Source organism: Pseudomonas sp. Z1-14, assembly GCF_051132005.1.
Classification (GTDB): Bacteria; Pseudomonadota; Gammaproteobacteria; order Pseudomonadales; family Pseudomonadaceae; genus Aquipseudomonas.
Map to the genome: position 1 here is coordinate 5,339,129 of NZ_CP071646.1, position 18,613 is coordinate 5,357,741.

At 59.4% G+C, this 18,613-nt stretch carries 18 protein-coding genes and 1 other RNA gene; 10 read left to right on the forward strand and 9 right to left on the reverse strand.

What is annotated here, in order from left to right:
* Nucleotides 1–18 precede the first annotated feature (18 nt).
* Nucleotides 19–423, reverse strand: a complete 405-nt coding sequence (gene fur, locus J3P89_RS24600) for a ferric iron uptake transcriptional regulator (RefSeq protein ID WP_305496921.1) — start codon at nt 421–423, stop codon at nt 19–21.
* A 97-nt stretch (nt 424–520) separates the two neighbouring features.
* Here fur and bamE point away from each other — a divergent pair, with 97 nt between their 5' ends.
* Nucleotides 521–1,048 carry an outer membrane protein assembly factor BamE gene (gene bamE / locus J3P89_RS24605; RefSeq protein WP_305496923.1) on the forward strand — a complete coding sequence of 176 codons (528 nt, stop codon included), beginning with the start codon at nt 521–523 and terminating at the stop codon, nt 1,046–1,048.
* 59 nt (nt 1,049–1,107) lie between these two features.
* Here bamE and J3P89_RS24610 read toward each other — a convergent pair whose 3' ends face one another.
* From J3P89_RS24610 to J3P89_RS24620, 3 genes are read right to left on the reverse strand one after another with little or no spacing between them, the layout of a single operon-like run.
* Nucleotides 1,108–1,410: an RnfH family protein gene (locus J3P89_RS24610; protein WP_434695908.1), complete on the reverse strand. Its 303-nt coding sequence runs from the start codon at nt 1,408–1,410 to the stop codon at nt 1,108–1,110.
* The gene (locus tag J3P89_RS24615) at nt 1,407–1,850 is read right to left on the reverse strand and encodes a type II toxin-antitoxin system RatA family toxin (RefSeq protein WP_305496926.1); all 444 of its coding nucleotides are present in this window, start codon (nt 1,848–1,850) and stop codon (nt 1,407–1,409) included. Before J3P89_RS24615 ends, J3P89_RS24610 begins: the two co-directional genes overlap by 4 nt.
* A 7-nt stretch (nt 1,851–1,857) precedes the next feature.
* Nucleotides 1,858–3,261 (reverse strand): sodium-dependent transporter, encoded by a 1,404-nt coding sequence (locus tag J3P89_RS24620; RefSeq protein ID WP_434695909.1) that lies wholly within the window; start codon nt 3,259–3,261, stop codon nt 1,858–1,860.
* Nucleotides 3,262–3,379: 118 nt separating this feature from the next.
* On the opposite strand from J3P89_RS24620, the gene smpB reads away from it, so the two are divergent.
* Nucleotides 3,380–3,862: an SsrA-binding protein SmpB gene (gene smpB, locus J3P89_RS24625; protein ID WP_030139770.1), complete on the forward strand. Its 483-nt coding sequence runs from the start codon at nt 3,380–3,382 to the stop codon at nt 3,860–3,862.
* Between the two features lie 120 nt (nt 3,863–3,982).
* Here the strand turns inward: smpB and J3P89_RS24630 are convergent, their stop codons facing one another.
* On the reverse strand, nt 3,983–4,750 hold the full coding sequence (locus J3P89_RS24630; RefSeq protein ID WP_434653717.1) for a GntR family transcriptional regulator: 768 nt from the start codon (nt 4,748–4,750) through the stop codon (nt 3,983–3,985).
* A 263-nt stretch (nt 4,751–5,013) separates the two neighbouring features.
* On the opposite strand from J3P89_RS24630, the gene J3P89_RS24635 reads away from it, so the two are divergent.
* The 8 genes from J3P89_RS24635 (at nt 5,014) to J3P89_RS24670 (ending at nt 14,954) form a co-directional block, all read left to right on the forward strand.
* On the forward strand, nt 5,014–6,708 hold the full coding sequence (locus J3P89_RS24635) for a lactate permease LctP family transporter (protein ID WP_434695911.1): 1,695 nt from the start codon (nt 5,014–5,016) through the stop codon (nt 6,706–6,708).
* 150 nt (nt 6,709–6,858) lie between these two features.
* Complete coding sequence (locus J3P89_RS24640) at nt 6,859–7,683, forward strand: (Fe-S)-binding protein (RefSeq protein ID WP_434695912.1); 825 nt, start codon at nt 6,859–6,861, stop codon at nt 7,681–7,683.
* A complete protein-coding gene (locus tag J3P89_RS24645) occupies nt 7,680–9,137 on the forward strand; it encodes a LutB/LldF family L-lactate oxidation iron-sulfur protein (RefSeq protein WP_434695913.1) in 1,458 nt (485 codons plus the stop codon). The genes J3P89_RS24640 and J3P89_RS24645 overlap by 4 nt, the downstream gene beginning before the upstream one ends.
* Nucleotides 9,134–9,805 (forward strand): LutC/YkgG family protein, encoded by a 672-nt coding sequence (locus J3P89_RS24650; protein WP_434653721.1) that lies wholly within the window; start codon nt 9,134–9,136, stop codon nt 9,803–9,805. Before J3P89_RS24645 ends, J3P89_RS24650 begins: the two co-directional genes overlap by 4 nt.
* Nucleotides 9,802–12,612, forward strand: coding sequence for an FAD-binding and (Fe-S)-binding domain-containing protein (locus J3P89_RS24655; RefSeq protein WP_434695914.1), 2,811 nt, complete (start codon nt 9,802–9,804; stop codon nt 12,610–12,612). The genes J3P89_RS24650 and J3P89_RS24655 overlap by 4 nt, the downstream gene beginning before the upstream one ends.
* 128 nt (nt 12,613–12,740) lie before the next feature.
* The gene (locus J3P89_RS24660) at nt 12,741–13,022 is read left to right on the forward strand and encodes a hypothetical protein (protein ID WP_434695915.1); all 282 of its coding nucleotides are present in this window, start codon (nt 12,741–12,743) and stop codon (nt 13,020–13,022) included.
* A gap of 95 nt (nt 13,023–13,117) precedes the next feature.
* Nucleotides 13,118–13,511, forward strand: a transfer-messenger RNA (tmRNA) gene (ssrA, locus tag J3P89_RS24665).
* 186 nt (nt 13,512–13,697) lie between these two features.
* The gene (locus tag J3P89_RS24670) at nt 13,698–14,954 is read left to right on the forward strand and encodes an integrase domain-containing protein (RefSeq protein WP_434695916.1); all 1,257 of its coding nucleotides are present in this window, start codon (nt 13,698–13,700) and stop codon (nt 14,952–14,954) included.
* Between the two features lie 166 nt (nt 14,955–15,120).
* Here J3P89_RS24670 and J3P89_RS24675 read toward each other — a convergent pair whose 3' ends face one another.
* Genes J3P89_RS24675 through J3P89_RS24690 form a run of 4 tightly spaced genes read right to left on the reverse strand, consistent with a single transcriptional unit; the run spans nt 15,121 to nt 18,097 of the window.
* Nucleotides 15,121–15,390, reverse strand: a complete 270-nt coding sequence (locus tag J3P89_RS24675) for a hypothetical protein (protein ID WP_223518197.1) — start codon at nt 15,388–15,390, stop codon at nt 15,121–15,123.
* Nucleotides 15,387–16,367 (reverse strand): integrase domain-containing protein, encoded by a 981-nt coding sequence (locus J3P89_RS24680; protein ID WP_434695917.1) that lies wholly within the window; start codon nt 16,365–16,367, stop codon nt 15,387–15,389. Before J3P89_RS24680 ends, J3P89_RS24675 begins: the two co-directional genes overlap by 4 nt.
* Nucleotides 16,351–16,704: a hypothetical protein gene (locus J3P89_RS24685; RefSeq protein WP_434695918.1), complete on the reverse strand. Its 354-nt coding sequence runs from the start codon at nt 16,702–16,704 to the stop codon at nt 16,351–16,353. Before J3P89_RS24685 ends, J3P89_RS24680 begins: the two co-directional genes overlap by 17 nt.
* Nucleotides 16,697–18,097: a YfjI family protein gene (locus J3P89_RS24690; protein ID WP_434695920.1), complete on the reverse strand. Its 1,401-nt coding sequence runs from the start codon at nt 18,095–18,097 to the stop codon at nt 16,697–16,699. Before J3P89_RS24690 ends, J3P89_RS24685 begins: the two co-directional genes overlap by 8 nt.
* Between the last annotated feature and the right edge of the window lie 516 nt (nt 18,098–18,613).

Consider the following 18,613-nt stretch of genomic DNA (forward strand, 5'->3'; position numbering starts at 1 on the left):
TTCGCCTACGTGACGAACTTACTTGCGCTTGCGGACATGCAAGACGAGATGGTGATCGATCAAATCGAAGCCATACTCGTCAGCAATCGCCTTTTGCAGCTTTTCGATTTCAGGACTGACGAACTCGATTACCTCGCGAGTCTCTACATCCACCATGTGGTCATGGTGCTCCCCGTCCGCCAATTCGAAGACAGCATGACCGCCATCAAAATTATGACGAGCCACCAGTCCCGCCGCCTCGAATTGGGTCAATACACGGTAAACCGTGGCCAGACCGACGTCCTCGCCAGCTTCCATGAGCGCCTTGTAGACGTCTTCGGCACTCATGTGGCGTTGCTCGGCGGAATCGAGCATTTGCAGAATCTTGACCCTTGGCAGGGTCACTTTGAGGCCGGCTTTGCGTAGTTCGCTATTTTCAACCATGGTCAGCTTTCTCGCGATGCTGCTTCGCAGCTTCTCTTAATGCGGGTATGATCGGCGTTTACGTTGTCCCAGCCAAGATAGTGGAAGTCGCCCACCGATGCAAAACACCAAGCTCTTGCTAACCAGTTTCACCTTCGTGGGACTGCTCGCACTCGCCGGTTGTTCATTCCCCGGGGTTTACAAAATCGACATCCAGCAGGGCAATGTCGTCACGCAGGACATGATAGACCAGTTACGCCCGGGAATGACCCGTCGGCAAGTACGGTTTATCATGGGCAACCCCCTGCTGACCGACACGTTCCATGCCGATCGCTGGGATTACCTGTACAGCCTGCAGCCAGGCGGTGGTGAACGGCAACAGGAACGCATCAGCGTTATCTTCAATGCCAATGACCAACTTGTCAGCCTGTCGGGTGATTTCATGCCTGGTGTGAGCCGCGATGAGGCCATCATGGGCAAGGACAGCGGTACGACCGTCACCGACCCGACCCAGAATGCCGAACAGCCGAAACCGGAAAAACCGGCCAAGCCAGGTTCGTTGCTGGATCAGATCCAGAAGGATGTGGACAACGTCGAGACCGTACCTGTCCCGACGCCCGAGCCTCTGGACACCTCGCCGCAATAAATTGCGACAACAAAAAACCCGGGATGCCGGGTTTTTTATTGCCTGTAATTAGGCGTTGCTTACTGATCCGCCTGACGCGCCTGGGCAGCCTTGGCCGCTCGCAGACGACGAATTTCTTTCGGATCAGCCAGCAACGGTCGATAAATTTCGAGCCGATCACAAGCTTGCACCGCTTGCTGATCCGGATCGGCGACCACCTTGCCAAAAATACCGATCGGACACGCGCTCAAGTCCAGCTCCGGAAAATCCTCGGCAATACCCGACGCCAACAGCGCAGCGCGAACACTGGTACCTTCGGGCACTAAACATGTGCGCAAGACCTGGCGGTCGACGCTGGCATGCACCACTTCAATTTCGATCAACGCTTGAGCTCGGCGTTCTGCTTCGCGCGTTGGCAGAACGCATCGACCAACGTATTGGCCGCCTGGTTGAACAGCGGCCCCAAGGTCGCCCGCACGATTGGCCCCGCGTAGTCGAACGACAGATCCAGACTGATCTTGCAGGCCTTTTCCCCGAGCGGCTTGAACACCCAGACACCATGGAGCTGATTGAACGGCCCCTCTTCGAGGTTCATTTCGATCGACTGCCCCGGCACCAAGGTGTTACGCGTGACAAAGTGCTGGCTCAATCCGCCTTTGGCCACATTGAGACTGGCGCGCATGTGAGTTTCGGAGCTTTCAAGCACCTCGGCGGACGAGCACCAGGGCAAGAACTCCGGATAACTCGCCACGTCGTTGACCAGGTCGTACAGCGCCTGCGCCGGGTAGGGCAGCAAGGCCGAGCGTTGAATATGTGTCGTCATGTAAGCGTCACTTCCACAGCTGGGCGGCAAACACTACCAGGATGCCGATGGGCGCCACATAGCGCATCAAGAACTGACTCAAGGCGAACACCACCGGGCTGCGCAGCGACAGTTCATCGCGCACCGCGTCACGCCCCATGATCCACCCTGCAAACACCACGAAACACAATCCACCCAAAGGCAGCATGATCCGCGACGTGAAGAAATCAATCACTCCGAAGAAATCCAGCCCTCCGGTCGCCCCCCACTGATAGAGGTGGAACAGACCGCCTTCGTTCACGAAAAACTTCGCCTGCTTCCATATATTGAAGGAAAACACCGTACCCAATCCCACGAACCAGCAGGTGAAGGCCAGCCAGAAAGTGACCCAGGCGCGACTCAGTCGGGTTCGTTCAACCAGGTAAGCGACCATCGGTTCGAGCAAGGAAATGGCCGAACTCCAGGCAGCGACCGCCACCAGGACAAAAAACACCACGCCCATTACCTGGCCGAACGGCATGCTGCCGAAGGCGAAAGGCAGGCTGACGAACATCAGCCCCGGCCCTTCACTGGGATTCAGGCCTGCGGCGAAGACAATCGGGAACAACGCTACCCCAGCGAGCAACGATACAAAGGTATCCAGCAACGCAACGCCGAAGACAGTCCTGGTCAGCGAGGCGTTCTTGGGCATGTAGGCGCCGTAGATCATGATCGAGCCGACCCCAACGCTGAGGGAGAAAAACGCATGCCCCATGGCCGGCAGCAGCCCGTCCATGACCTTCTCCGGCTGGAAGTCGAACATGAAATGCACGCCCTCCATGAAATGTCCGGTGGTCATGCTGTAGCCCAGCAGCACCAGGATCATCACGAACAGCAGCGGCATCATGATCCGCAGGCTGCGCTCAAGCCCGGCGACCACGCCTCGGGCGATCACTACGGCAGAGAGCACCATGAAAAGTGTGTGCCAAAGTGTCAGCCTCCAAGGGTCGGCGATCACGTTGCCGAAGTAGGCGCCGACCTGATCGGGCGTCGCCCCCTGGAAATCTCCCCGGCCCATATCGATGATGTAATCCAGGGACCAGCCGCCAACCACACTGTAGAAAGAAAGAATCAACAGTGCCGTGACCATTCCGGCGAACGCGCCCCACGACCACCTGGCCGAATGGCCCGCCTCCGTCGCCAGCACCTTCAAGGCATTGGCCGGGCTTTGCCGGGCGCGACGACCGATCAGTGTTTCGGCCAACATGACCGGCGCACCGATCAGGGCGATGCATGCCAGGAACATCAATACGAAGGCACCGCCGCCGTAGACGCCGACCATGTACGGAAACTTCCAGATACTACCCAGCCCCACGGCCGAACCGGTGGCAGCGAATATGAAGACCCAGCGGCTAGCCCAACTGCCGTGGACAGAAACCTTGTCTGTCGACATCGTGATCACGCCCAAGCGTTCAAAAAAGAGGCCGCATTGTCCGGGATTCATTCAACCTGCTCAAGCATGGTGCTTCACCGTAGCCGACACGCACGCAACTGCCTATAATGCCGCCCCTATGGCTAAACAGAAGAAACACCCCACAGGGACCATCGCGCAAAACAAAAAGGCGCGACACGATTACTTCATCGAACAGCGTTTCGAGGCTGGCATGGTCCTGGCCGGCTGGGAAGTAAAAAGCTTGCGTGCCGGCAAGGCGCAACTGGTCGACAGTTACGTCCTGCTCAAGGACGGCGAAGCCTGGCTGCTGGGCAGCCACATCACGCCGCTGACCACCGCCAGCACCCATGTCATTGCCGATCCTGTGCGCTCGCGCAAACTGCTGCTCAATAAGCGGGAGCTGGAGAAGCTCTTCGCCTCCGTGCAGCAGAAGGGTTACGCCTGCGTCTGTACCTCGCTGTACTGGAGCAAGCATTTGATCAAGTGCGAAATTGCACTGGGCAAGGGCAAGAAGGAATACGACAAGCGCGACACCGAGCGCGAACGCGATGCCGGGCGCGAGTTGCAGCGCGCGGTGCGTAACAAGGGCAAGGAAGACTAGCCCGACCGCGAGCCACTGTGGGAGCGAGCTTGCTCGCGATGGCATCGGCATATCTTGCATTGATGTGTCAGACAGACCGCCATCGCGAGCAAGCTCGCTCCCACACGATCCGCAACAGGGCTACATCCCCTTGCGCCGCTCCGCCCGGGCAACCCGCTGCACTTCCTGACGCACCTCTTCCAGCACCTCCTGCACATACAGGATATGTCGGCTGGAAACCTCCCGCGCCAGCTCGGCGTGACCATCCATGATGGCTTGATACAATTCCCGATGCTGACTGATCAGCATGTCGCGGGTCTCGCTGCGCTGTTTGTACATGCCGCCGATATTGGTCACCACGTTGCGCTTGAGCAGGTCGAACAAGCCGCGAATGGTGTGCAGCAAAACCGCGTTATGACTGGCCTCGGCGATCGCCAGGTGAAAGCGCGCATCCGCCGCGCCCTCCTCCGCCCGACTCACCTCTTCGTGACGCGAGTAACAATCCTGCAACTCATCGAACGCCGCTGTCAGCCGCTCGCGATCGACCTCGGTAGCCCGCAATGCCGCGTAATAAGCGCAGGACGCCTCCAAGGTATGCCGGAACTCCAATAGATCACGCTGTGCTTCGGGATTGCTTTCCAGGAGCTGAAGCAGCGGATCACTGAACGTCGAGCCCAGCGACTCCACCACATAGTTGCCGCCGCCCTGACGACTGATCAGCAAACCCTTGGCCGTCAGCTTCTGGATTGCCTCACGCAACGAAGGGCGTGACACACCGAACTGCTCGGCCAAGGTTCGTTCGGCCGGCAGTCGCTCGCCGGACTTCAACGTGCCCTCGAGGATCATGCCTTCAAGCCGCTCGACAATATCGTCAGACAAACGGCGCTGACGAATCTGATCAAACCCCATAACTCGATTCTCCACGGTCCCGACGGCTCGCCGGGCTCTCTATTCTGGCCCATCCGGGCCTCGTCCACACCCGACAAAAAATATTAATGCCAGCAGATCAGATGCCATCTGCACCGCTTGTTCGACGAAAGTTTCAAAGCGGCAAATTGACACACGACGACCAAGGCTTTTACCCTAGCCGACAGCGCTTGTAAATTGGTATTACCAATTATCCAAAACCGCTGACCAGTGCCTGACCAACAACAATTAGGGGCTCACCCAATATGCAAACCTGGCAACAGCTTTACAGCCCGCTCGGCAGCCTAGGCTTGTCCGCACTCGCGGCCGTCATTCCCATCGTGTTTTTCTTCCTTGCCCTGGCGGTGTTTCGCCTCAAGGGGCACGTGGCGGGCAGCATCACCCTGGCCTTGGCGATTGCCGTCGCGATCTTCGCTTTCCAGATGCCGGCCGACATGGCGTTTGCCGCCGCCGGCTATGGCTTTGCCTATGGTCTTTGGCCGATTGCCTGGATCATCGTCGCCGCGGTGTTTCTCTACAAACTGACCGTTAAGAGCGGCCAGTTCGAAATCATCCGCAGCTCGGTGCTGTCGATTACCGATGACCAACGCCTGCAAGTGTTGCTGATCGGCTTCTGCTTCGGCGCATTCCTGGAAGGTGCCGCCGGTTTCGGCGCTCCCGTCGCGATTACCGCCGCGCTGCTGGTCGGCCTGGGTTTCAACCCGCTCTACGCCGCCGGCCTGTGCCTGATCGCCAACACTGCTCCGGTAGCCTTCGGCGCACTGGGCATTCCGATTATCGTTGCGGGCCAGGTCACCGGGATCGACGCCTTCAAGATCGGCGCCATGACCGGTCGCCAGCTGCCATTGCTGTCGCTGTTCGTGCCGTTCTGGCTGGTGTTCATGATGGATGGCTTGCGCGGTGTGCGGGAAACCTGGCCAGCCGCCCTGGTAGCGGGCTTGAGTTTCGCCATCACCCAGTACTTCACTTCGAACTTCATCGGCCCGGAACTGCCGGACATCACGTCGGCCCTGGCCAGCCTGGTATCCCTGACGCTGTTCCTGAAAATCTGGCAGCCCAAGCGTACCGCCGGCGCCCAGATTGCCGGCGCAACCTCCAGCGCAGCGATCACCGCCAGCGTCGGCGGTTTCGGCCAGCCGCGCAGCACCGTGGCTTCGCCCTACAGCCTGGGGGAAATCATCAAGGCCTGGTCACCGTTCCTGATCCTGACCGTGCTGGTGACCATCTGGACCCTGAAGCCCTTCAAGGCGATGTTCGCCGCCGGTGGCTCGATGTACGGCTGGGTGTTCAACTTCGCAATTCCGCACCTGGATCAAATGGTCATCAAGGTCGCCCCTATCGTGATCAACCCCACGGCGATTCCGGCGGTGTTCAAGCTCGATCCGATTTCGGCCACCGGCACGGCGATTTTCTTCTCGGCACTCATCTCGATGATCGTCTTGAAGATCAACTTCAGAACTGGTCTTACCACTTTGAAGGAGACCTTCTACGAACTGCGCTGGCCTATTCTGTCCATCGGCATGGTGCTGGCATTCGCCTTCGTCACCAACTTCTCGGGCATGTCATCAACCATGGCCCTGGTATTGGCCGGAACTGGCGCAGCGTTTCCGTTCTTCTCGCCATTCCTCGGTTGGCTGGGCGTGTTCCTGACCGGCTCCGATACCTCGTCCAATGCGCTGTTCGGCTCGCTGCAAGCGACAACCGCGCACCAGATCGGTGTCAACGACACATTGCTCGTGGCAGCCAATACCAGTGGCGGCGTCACCGGCAAAATGATTTCGCCACAATCGATCGCCGTAGCCTGCGCGGCAACCGGCCTGGTGGGCAAGGAATCGGATCTGTTCCGTTTCACCCTGAAACACAGCCTATTCTTTGCAACGATCGTCGGCTTGATCACGTTGGCCCAGGCCTACTGGTTCACCGGCATGCTGGTTCACTGAGTACTACACGAAACATTAAAAAACCCGACGCTGAAACGTGATTCGGCGTCCGCTATTCACCACCGGGTCTGCAAGGCTGCTGAAAGATTTCCTCTCTATATTCAGCAGCCTCAGCAGACGGATAACCGGGACCACCCGGAGACACGCCTGATGAGCGAGCTTTTTTACAACGCCGTGCCGAACGCGACCCGAGTCGCCCCGCCATTGCCTGAGCCGCGCCAGTATCCCAGCGAGAAACCCCGACGGGTCTATCTGTTCGGAACCTGCGTGGTGGATCTGTTCTACCCCGAAGCCGGGATGGACGCGATTCATCTGCTTGAGCGCGAAGGCATCCAGGTCGACTACCCGCAAGGCCAGACGTGCTGCGGGCAACCGGCCTACACCTCGGGATATACCGAGCAGGCGCGGACGGTGGCGCGGGCGCAACTGGCCCTGTTTGCCGGGGATTATCCGGTGGTCGTGCCGTCGGGCTCGTGTGCCGGCATGCTGCGTGAACATTACGCCGACCTGTTCAAGGACGAACCGCAAATGCTCAAACAGGTCCAGGCCCTGGCGGCCAGGACCTATGAGCTGGCCGAGTTCCTGCTGTTCGTGTGCAAGATGCAATTGAACGACGGTGGCGCGCCGGTAAAGGTCGCGCTGCATACGTCCTGCTCGGCACGACGGGAAATGAATACGCACCTGCATGGCCGTGCGTTGTTGGCACAGCTGCGCAACGTGGAGCGGGTCGACCACAGTCACGAAAGTGAATGCTGCGGTTTTGGTGGGACGTTCAGCGTTCGCATGCCGGATATTTCCGGCGCGATGGTGGCCGACAAGACCCGCGCGCTGAAGGAATCCGGCGCGCATCAGGTGGTCAGCGCCGACTGCGGTTGCCTGATGAACATCAACGGCGCGCTGGAAAAACAGCGCGAAGCGCTACGCGGCCAGCATCTGGCGAGCTTCCTCTGGCAGCGTACCGGAGGTGTCGCATGAGTACGCCGACGCTGATTCCTACCGTTGCAGTGCAGGAAGATTTTCGCGCCCGCGCCCACAAGGCGTTGGACGACACGCAACTGCGAAACAACTTTCGCACTGCGATGGATTCACTGATGACAAAACGGGCAACGTCCTTCAGCGATGCCCACGAAAGAGAACACCTGCGGGTGCTGGGCAATGCTGTCCGCGCCCGCGCGTTATCCAAGCTGCCCGACCTGCTCGAGCAACTTGAAGCCAACCTGACCCGCAACGGTGTGAATGTGCACTGGGCGGAAACGGTGGACGAGGCCAATGGCATCGTCCTCTCGATCATCCGCGCTCACGAGGCGCGGCAAGTGATCAAGGGCAAATCGATGGTCAGCGAAGAGATGGAGATGAACCATTTCCTCGAGGCTCGGGACATTGAATGTCTCGAATCCGATATGGGGGAATACATCGTCCAGCTCGACCACGAGAAGCCTTCACACATAATCATGCCGGCAATCCACAAGAATGCCGGTCAGGTCGCGTCCTTGTTCCACGACAAACTTGGCGTGGAGTACACCAAGGACGTCGACCAACTCATTCAGATCGGTCGCAAGGTCTTGCGGCAGAAATTTTTCGAAGCCGACGTCGGCGTTTCCGGTGTCAACTTCGCCGTCGCCGAAACCGGCACGCTGCTGCTGGTGGAAAACGAAGGCAACGGGCGGATGTCGACCACGGTGCCGCCGGTGCACATTGCCGTGACCGGCATTGAAAAAGTCGTGGAGAACCTGCGGGACGTCGTGCCGCTGCTCTCGCTGCTGACCCGCTCGGCGCTGGGCCAGCCGATCACCACCTATGTCAACATGATCTCCGGCCCGCGCAAGGCAAACGAACTGGACGGGCCGCAGGAAGTTCACCTGGTCCTGCTCGACAACGGTCGCAGCCAGGCATTTGCCGACAGTGAGCTGCGCCAGACCCTGAACTGCATTCGCTGCGGCGCCTGTATGAACCATTGCCCGGTCTACACCCGAATCGGTGGCCATGCCTACGGCGAGGTTTACCCGGGACCTATCGGAAAAATCATCACGCCGCACATGGTCGGCCTGGCCAAAGTGCCGGATCACCCGAGCGCGTCTTCGCTGTGCGGTGCCTGCGGCGAAGTGTGCCCGGTGAAAATCCCGATCCCGGCCCTGCTGCGACGGCTGCGAGAAGAAAACGTCAAGGCGCCGGACAGCCCCAACCCGGTCATGCGCGGCCAGGGCAGCAAGTATTCGGCCAAGGAGCGCTTCATCTGGAATGCCTGGGCCCGGCTCAACAGCTCGCCACGGCTGTACCGGCTGTTCGCTTTCCTCGCCACGCGCCTGCGCGGCCTGACACCGCAGAACGTCGGCCCCTGGACCCAGAACCACAGCGCCCCGAAACCCGCCGCCCGCTCGTTGCATGACCTGGCCCGCGACCACCTGACCCCGCAGGGAGACCGCCGATGAGCGCCAAGGAAAATATCCTCGCCAAGCTGCGTAAAAGCCTGACCGGCACCACGCCCGTTGCCGACAACTACGACGTCGAACTGGTGACACAGACCTACCGCTACGCGCCCGAGGAGCGAATCCCACAACTGCGCAAGCTGATGGAAGCGGTGCACACCGAAATTCACCTGACGTCCGGCGAAGCCTGGCCGACGCTGCTGGCACAACTGCTGCGCGACCGACAACTGCCGAGCCTGCTGATCGCACCGACGACGCCCCACGGGCAAAAAATCGTACAGTTCTGGGCGAACAATCCGGGTCTTCCTGCGCTCAAGGCCTACGATCGGCCGGTGGAGGAATGGAAAGCCGAGCTGTTTAACGATACGCCTGCCAGCCTGACCGGCACCCTCGGAGCCATCGCCGCAACCGGTAGCCTGATTCTCTGGCCGACGCGGGAAGAACCGCGCCTGATGAGCCTCGTCCCGCCGGTGCACTTCGCCTTGCTCAAGGCCAGCGAAATCCGTGACAACTTCTATGAAGTGCAACAGGAATTCGAATGGGCCCAAGGCATGCCGACCAACGCCCTGCTGGTGTCGGGCCCGTCAAAGACCGCCGACATCGAGCAGGTCCTGGCCTACGGCGCCCACGGTCCCAAGGACCTGGTAGTGCTGATTCTGGAGGACCAATGACCCTTCCGGCCCCTTTCCTGCGCGACGTACACCAACTGATCCCGGAAAAACGACGCTTCGATGACCCGTTGTCGACCCTGGCCTTCGGCACCGATGCGAGCTTTTACCGGCTGATTCCGAAACTGGTGGTACGCGTCGAAAGCGAAGACGAAGTCATCGCCCTGCTGCAACTGGCCCAGCGCGACCGGGTTCCGGTGACCTTCCGTGCGGCCGGCACCAGCCTGTCCGGCCAAGCCATCAGCGATTCAGTGCTGATTGTGCTCGGGGACAACTGGAACGGCCGGGACATTCGCGAGCAAGGCACGCAGATCCGTTTGCAACCCGGCGTGATCGGCGCCCAGGCCAACGCCTGGCTGGCGCCCTTCGGGCGCAAGATCGGCCCGGACCCGGCGTCGATCAATGCCTGCAAGATTGGCGGGATCGTCGCCAACAACGCCAGCGGCATGTGCTGCGGCACGGCGCAGAATACCTATCACACCCTGGCCGGCATTCGCCTGGTACTCGCCGACGGCACGCGCCTGGACACCGAAGACGCCGCCAGCGTGGCGGCATTCAGGGCGAGCCACGGCGAACTGCTGGAGCGACTGGCAACCCTTGGCCGTGAGACACGCGCCAACACGGAGCTCGCCGACCGAATTCGCCACAAATACCGTCTGAAAAATACCACCGGCCTGTCGCTCAATGCCCTGGTGGATTTCGACGAGCCGGTGGATATCCTCAGCCATCTGCTGGTGGGCTCTGAAGGCACCTTGGGATTCATCAGCGCGGTGACCTACAACACCGTCATCGACCACCCGAACAAGGCCTCGGCACTGATCGTGTTTCCGGATGTGGAGACCTGCTGCAACGCCGTGACCGTACTGAAAAGCCAGCCGGTTTCAGCCGTGGAGCTGCTGGACCGCCGCAGCCTGCGCTCGGTGCAGGACAAGCCGGGCATGCCGGATTTCGTACAGCACCTGTCGAGCAATGCCTGCGCGTTGCTGATCGAATCCCGCGCCGCTTCGTCATCGTTACTACAGGAACAACTGGCCCGGATCATGGCTTCCCTGGCGGCTTTCCCAGTGGAAAGGCAAGTCGACTTCACCGAGGACCCGCGAGAAAACGCCCGCTTGTGGGCCATCCGCAAAGACACCTTCCCCGCCGTAGGCGCGGTGCGCAAGACCGGGACCACGGTGATCATCGAAGACGTGACCTTCCCGGTCGAGCAACTGGCCGCCGGCGTGAATCGCCTGATCGCCCTGTTCGACAAACATCACTACGACGAAGCGATCCTTTTCGGACACGCATTGGAAGGCAATCTGCACTTTGTCTTCACCCAAGGCTTCAACAGCACTGAAGAAGTCGCACGCTACCAGGCGTTCATGGATGACGTAGCGCAACTGGTGGCGGTGGAATTCGGCGGCTCGCTGAAAGCCGAACACGGCACCGGCCGCAACATGGCACCGTTCGTCGAGCTGGAATGGGGCACCGATGCCTATCAACTGATGTGGCAGCTCAAGCGCTTGCTCGACCCCAACGGCATTCTCAACCCGGACGTGGTGCTCAGCGAGGACCCGCAGATCCACCTCAAGCACCTCAAGCCATTGCCGGCAGCCGATGAGATTGTCGACAAGTGCATCGAGTGCGGCTTCTGCGAGCCGGTGTGTCCCTCCAAGGACCTGACCTTGAGCCCGCGCCAGCGCATCGTGATCTGGCGCGACATTCAAGCGAAAAAGCGCGCCGGTATCGATACCTCCGAGCTGGAAACGGCCTATCAATACCAGGGCATCGATACCTGTGCCGCCACGGGCCTTTGCGCCCAGCGCTGTCCTGTCGGAATCAACACCGGCGAACTGGTGAAAAAACTCCGCAGCCGTACCGCGACGCGTACGAAAACCGCCGATTGGCTTGCGGGCAATTTCGCCACTGTCCTGCAAGGGGCGCGCTTTACCCTGCACGTCGCCAACGGTGCGCGGATGATGTTGGGAGCGCCGCGCCTGGCACGCTTGTCCGCCGGGCTGACGCGGCTGTCCAAAGGACAGGTCCCGCAATGGACCAACGCCATGCCGCAACCGGAAAGGGCGATTCGGTTCAGCCCCAGCGTGTCGGACCAACGCCCGAGGGTGGTTTATCTGGCGGCCTGCGTGTCGCGCGTCATGGGCCCGGCGGCAGGGGACAAAGAACAGATGTCGCTGCACGACAAGACCCGCGGGCTGCTGGAAAAAGCCGGTTACCAAGTCGTTTTCCCGGACAACGTAGACAGCCTCTGCTGCGGCCAGCCCTTTGCATCCAAAGGCTACGCCGAACAGGCCGAGCACAAGCGCCAGGAACTGATCGGTGCGCTGCTGCACGCCAGCCGCGGCGGGCTCGACCCGATCTATTGCGACACCAGCCCATGCACCCTGCGCCTCGTTCAAGACTTGGGTGACGTACGTCTGGACCTGTACGACCCGGTGCGTTTCATTCGCACGCACCTGATGGATCGCCTCGACTTCACGCCTCAAGAGGCCCCCATTGCGGTGCACGTCACCTGCAGCACGCAGCACCTTGGCGAGAGCCAGGCGTTGATCGATCTGGCGCGCAGGTGCAGCAAAAACGTGGTCATCCCGGAAGGCATCCATTGCTGCGGGTTTGCCGGGGACAAAGGCTTCACCACGCCGGAACTGAACGCCCACTCGTTGCGCACGCTGAAGGGCGCGGTGGAGCATTGCAGCGAAGGAATCTCCACCAGCCGGACCTGTGAGATCGGTCTTACGCAACACGGTGCGATTGATTACCACGGGCTGGTTTATCTGGTCGATCGAGTGACACGGGCCAGGGCGATGTGAAAAAAATAGAACCCTTGAGCGAGACGGTAGTCCACAGAACAAGCCCCGAACGACGGGGCTTTTCCTCCATTCGGTTGTCCGTCCTGACGGCCAGCGAAGTCTGGATCCCTCAGTTCAAGGAGATACATATGAAGCGTTCTGCACTGTTAGGTCTGTTCGTAACTGCCTCAATGCTGGCCTCCACTTCGTTCGCCGCCGACAAGCCGGACAGCCTGTGCGAGACCAACATCCAAACCATCGAAAACGCCAAGACGCAATATCAGTCGTCAGCCGACCTGAACGGCCGTGTGACAGCTAGCTTGAGCAAGGCCAAGGCGCTTAAAGCGCAAGGCAAATATGAAGATTGCGTCGCCGAAACCCAGCAAACCATCCTGGAAATAAGAAAAACTTCCGATGGCACCAACAAGTGATCGATGAGCAGGCCAACCTTCGGGTTGGCCTTGCCGACTGATTGGCGTACACTACGCAGGCCTGTCGCTCTACAGATTCACAGAGCGCCAGGTTCGGGGCCGTTTAGGATTCGACGCCGGTTGCGAAACTTTAGGTGCATGCCGAGTTGGTAACAGAACTCGTAAATCCACTGTTGCAACTTCCTATAGTTGCCAATGACGAAACCTACGGGGAATACGCTCTCGCTGCGTAAGCAGCCTTAGCCCTTCCCTTCTGGTACCTTCGGGTCCAGCAATCACCAGGGGATGTCCGTAAACCCAAAGTGATTGTCATATAGAACGGAATCGCCGTGCAGTACGTTGTGGACGAAGCGGCTAAAACTTACACAACTCGCCCAAAGCACCCTGCCCGTCGGGTCGCTGAGGGTTAACTTAATAGACACGGCTACGCATGTAGTACCGACAGCGGAGTACTGGCGGACGGGGGTTCAAATCCCCCCGGCTCCACCATTTGATCAACTAAAGACGTCCACGGACGTCTTTTTTTGTGCCTGAAATCCAGTAAATACGAGGGTTTCAGCTCTTTTGGGGGCTTTGGAGGATTTCTGAGTTCCATGCGCTTTGGTATCCCAGGTGGTATCCCGAGTTACCAAATGCTATTTTCAGGATACCAAAACGGTGCTGGAGGTAGCCCCCATGCCTACTAACGCAACCCGCCTCTCCGATCGCCAGCTCAAGGCAGTCAAGGCAACTGGTAAAGACTTCGTCCTCAGCGACGGCGACGGCCTGCAGCTTCGAGTACGCGCCAGCGGCTCGATGATGTGGAATTTCAATTACCGCGAGCCGTTGACGAGAGCCCGTCTTAATATGGCGCTCGGTCCATACCCCGACCTCTCGCTAGCCAACGCCCGGAAGAAAGCAGCAGAGGCGCGTGAGCTGCTCGCTTTGGGCATTGATCCCAAAACCCAGCGTGATGAGGTAAGGCAAGCCAAACTTGCTGAGACTGAACACACGTTCGAGAAGGTGGCCACCGCCTGGTTCGAGCTGAAGAAAGACTCCGTAACCAAAGCCTACGCCGAAGACATTTGGAGATCGCTGACGCTCCATGTGTTCCCAAGCATGAAAACAACGCCGCTCTCTCAAATCACTGCTCCGATGGTTATCAAGATCCTTCGCCCAATCGAGGCCAAAGGGAGTCTCGAAACCGTGAAACGATTGAGTCAACGACTCAACGAGATCATGACCTACGGGGTCAACTCCGGGCTGATATTTGCGAACCCCCTCAATGGAATTCGGGCGGTGTTCAAGAAACCCAAGAAAGAGAACATGGCTGCGCTACCACCTGAGGAGCTTCCCGAGCTCATGATGGAAATCGCGAACGCCAGCATCAAGCGCACGACCCGCTGCCTGATCGAATGGCAACTGCACACGATGACCCGCCCTGCCGAAGCAGCTACCACACGATGGGCAGATATCGACTTCCACAAGCGCATTTGGACCATTCCGCCAGAGCGCATGAAAAAGCGTCGGCCGCACACAATCCCTCTTACCGATCAGGCACTTTCGTTACTGGAGACGCTCAAGCAACTCAGCGGTAACAGAGAGTACGTGTTCCCGTCAGATAGAAATCCCCGCACCCATGCCAATAGCCAGACCGCCAATATGGCGTTGAAGCGCATGGGCTTTCAGGACCGTCTAGTCAGCCATGGCTTGCGCTCGATGGCGAGCACCATCCTGAATGAGCATGGCTGGGATCCGGAGCTGATTGAGGTCGCACTGGCGCATGTCGACAAGGACGAAGTTCGTAGCGCCTACAACCGGACGGATTACATCGAACGCCGGCGTCCGATGATGGCTTGGTGGAGTGAACATATCCAGGAGGCGGCCACCGGCAGCCTGTCGGCATCGGCCATCAATCAAACCAGAGATCGCAATGTCGTACCGATTCGCTGAACATCCAAAAGGTATGCGCCACCGTCTACGATCCGTGTCGTGTAGTAGGGCGAAAGGAGTGACGACAGTTGCCAGATCTCTGGTATGCCTGCGCTTTTTCAGCCAAGCCCCTGAGTATGGGAAGGCTCCGCATTCCCATACTCAGGGGCTCACGCTTAAAGGTCTATCAGGCAACCACGACTTTTGCCTTTCTACGGCGGATCAACCCCGCTGTTAACTCGTAGTAGTAGATGGTAGCTGGAGCTGAGCATCGCAAATAGTGCTCCAGAAACCATCTCACGTGCTTTTCTCTCCAGGACCAGGGAGTCGCGCAACCCCAGCGTTCACGAATCACCTCGTGCATCCTTTCTGCTTGCCTGATGTGCCGCTGTTGCGTGGCATGTGCTCCTTTGAGCATAGGGCGCAGGAACAACGCTATGTCGAACTCGGCCGTCATCGCTGGCCTCCGATGTAGGCACTCACCACATCGATGCGGTTATGTCCCAACTCGTGGCTGATCTGCTTACGGGCTCGCCGATCGAGTGCTCGATCCTCTTGATGAATACGACCGCCATTAACGGGTGCAGGAAAGCCGATTAGTTGCTCATAGCGCTCACAGGCGTAAGCCGCCCGCAGCTCATGAAAACCTTTCAATCCATGCTCATGCAGGATGTCCCGTGCCGGTCGCACAACTGCCCGCATAAAGTCTTTGTAGCTTTCGCCGGGCGCCAACAAATTCCGGCTGCCATTGGGTGAGGTCGCGCGGGCCCAATCCAGGGCATCGCGAACTTGATCCGTTACCGTAATCCAGCGCGGTGCCGAGGCCCCTGATCGGCCACCTTTGGTGCCATCCTGGATGTTGATCTTGCCCAGTTGCCGAACCTCACGTTGCAGTCGGGGCAGATCGGCCAGGATCGCTTCGCGCAGGCGCATACCAGTCTCACGGGCGAGGAGCACAATGGAACTCACCCTCGATTGCTGACGATCTGACAGCGCCCGTACGATCAACTTGACCTGCGTACGGTCTTGGCCTTGCGGAGCCTCACTACGCACGCTAGAGCGCTGCAAGCCCAGTGCCTTACTCGGACTCGGGATTTTGACGTACTGATCACCGCGCAGCGCGGCCATCGTTCGGTTCACGCTGGACAGTCGGTTCTGCGCGGTGGCAATGCCGACATTGCCCTGATCAACCTGCTCCCGCACGTGGACGGCGTACCGCATGAGGATCTCGCGGCCTATCTGGCGCGCGTCGTTGACCCTCGGTCCTTCATCGGATCGACACCAATGCACGAACGCCTGCCAGCGATCACTATGGGCTTTGACGGTAGCAAAATGGCCGTCGCCAAACAGGTCTTTCAGTGCTTGCGGTCCAGCATAGCTAAGCTGGCGACCGAAGCCGAAATTGCGCCCCGCTCGCTTACCGACCCGAGCCATTTATCTGTTCCTGATCGACTGCCGAGAGATCATGCAAAAGGGCTCGCCAGTGCGCACTTACAATCGCGAACTGAGCCCAATCAGTCGGGCGAAAACACAGCGTGTTGTCGGTGACGTAAAGATGCGCACCCTCCTCTTTCAACGATTGAATAATGGCTGTCGTAGAGGCGATAGCTTTATGGGTGGTGGCGACACTGGCGACAGCGGCGACAACCTTCGTCCTGCCTGGTTTTGAGCGTGGCGACAAAGTGGCGACAGTAGCGGCGACAAATCGAGCTTTGGGCTCCTTTTGACGCTGAGCCAGATGGTTGCGCAGCGCTTCATCAAGATTAAACATGGCGCACCTCGAAGGTGTGGCCATCGGTGATCAACCACTGGTGATCAATCAACTCGACCAGCAGCTTGGCGGCATGACGACTGCTCTTGCGGGCAAAGCGGGGACCGTTGCGATTCAATTCACGAATACTGAAACGCTTCCAATCTTTGACCTGTAGCCATCGCAGCAGCCGGTCTGCCTCCTCTTTTACTCGACACACTGGCTCCTGCTCAGTCAGGCGCTGGATCTCGGTGAGGTAGTAGCCGACTAAAGCGGAGGCCCGTTGGATATGGTCGACCTCCACGACGCTGCTCTCCTCCACAACTGCAAGAATGCCGGCGATGCGCAGCAGGTTATCGGCGGCCTTTGATCCGCTGGGCCGTACGCTGGCCAGCTCGCCAAACTCCCCCAGCTGAGCCTCGATAGCATCATGCAAATCAATCCAGCGACGACGCGCCAGCGGACTGAGGCTCAGCTTTGACAGCTGCAAGGCGCCGTCAGCGGAAAGTGACCAAGGCTGATAAAACAGAGCCGAAAGGCGGTAATGATAGCGCTTGAGGGCGGCGTCTTTGGACAAGTCAACAGCCTGGTAGCTACGTTGCCCGGCTAGACTGATGGGCCAGGTCATCAAGCAGCGCCCTAGAATGCCTTGGCCCTGCAGCAACGGGTCACTGAGTAACTGCATGGCCAAATACGGTTGCAGCATCAGGTGCAGGCTCAGGCGTCGGTCATAGGCTCTTAGGCTTTCGCCTGCCATAGAGCGAGCACGATCAATCGGGCTACCGTCCCAGAGTGACGACAAGGTCGTGACCGCTTTCAAACGGTTGTCCCGACTCATGGTGCTGCTGCCAAGGAATTGTCCTCCCTCGTCACAGAACAGCCCCATACTCGGCAAGTCATGGCAGAGCCCCTTGATCAGGGCCTCGATCGTCGGGTCTGTGGTGATCAACCGAGGGGCCGAAGGCTCCGCTTCGAGCGGTACGCTGTTTGTGGGGGCGGGATCGGCAGGATTGATACGCTGCGCTTGTCGCTGTGCGGCACGGTACCGAGAGAGCTGCTCACGATAGTGTTGCCACTGTTCACGCTCCCATTGGCGCGCTGGCAGCAGTGCGGATCGGTCTGCCGCGGTCTTGCGATCACCGGACGCAGCCACCGTGATCAGGTACAACGACAGGGGATAATGTCTCCCGTCGAGTTGTAAGCCGGCATGACCTTGAGTGGCCAGGGCCGAGGCGGCCAACACCGATTGCGCGGCCAGCGCCTGGGGCACGCCGATGACCTCGGCCATGCGCTCCACCGCAGGCCCAAGAATCCCCCCGAGCGCCTGCACCGGATAAGACTGGGCCACGGGATTCGACTCAATCAGCGGTCGAGGTGGTTGTGGTAGTTCAAGCTTCGGATCTAACTGCTGCATGGGCCCTCTCCTCGTTCATTGCTGGTTGTCCTCACGTAGTCCCGCCACGGCTGTTGAGTGTTATCAGGGATCAAGGCCCCTGCGGCCTGTGAGGTGTTCACTGACGTGGAACGAACGGCTCCTTACGACCGGGAGCAAGGGCATGAACCCATGGCTCTGGCCTCCTTAGGCGCATCCGAAGATGCGGGCGGGTGGAGGCTGTGCCGACTGACGAGTTCGGCACCTGGAGATCCTGGGAGGGAGAAGGCAAAGACCTAGAAACCTGGGGCATACCTGACTGTCAGTCAGGGGCAGCCTTTCCATGGGCTGCGGCACCGGTGCCTGTGTCGTTGCGGAGGGCGACGAATCGGATTTGTCAGGCCGATTGTCACGAGGAGAGTTGCGGCAATGCCTTGTACGACGTGGCTTGCAGCAGTGCTACGAGCGCCCGTCTCTTTCCAGGAGAAAGAGACGGGCGGAGACGGGCGCAGCGAAGTGTGCCGAAATGTGAGGTTGCTGCAGCGCAGCGAGGTAGGT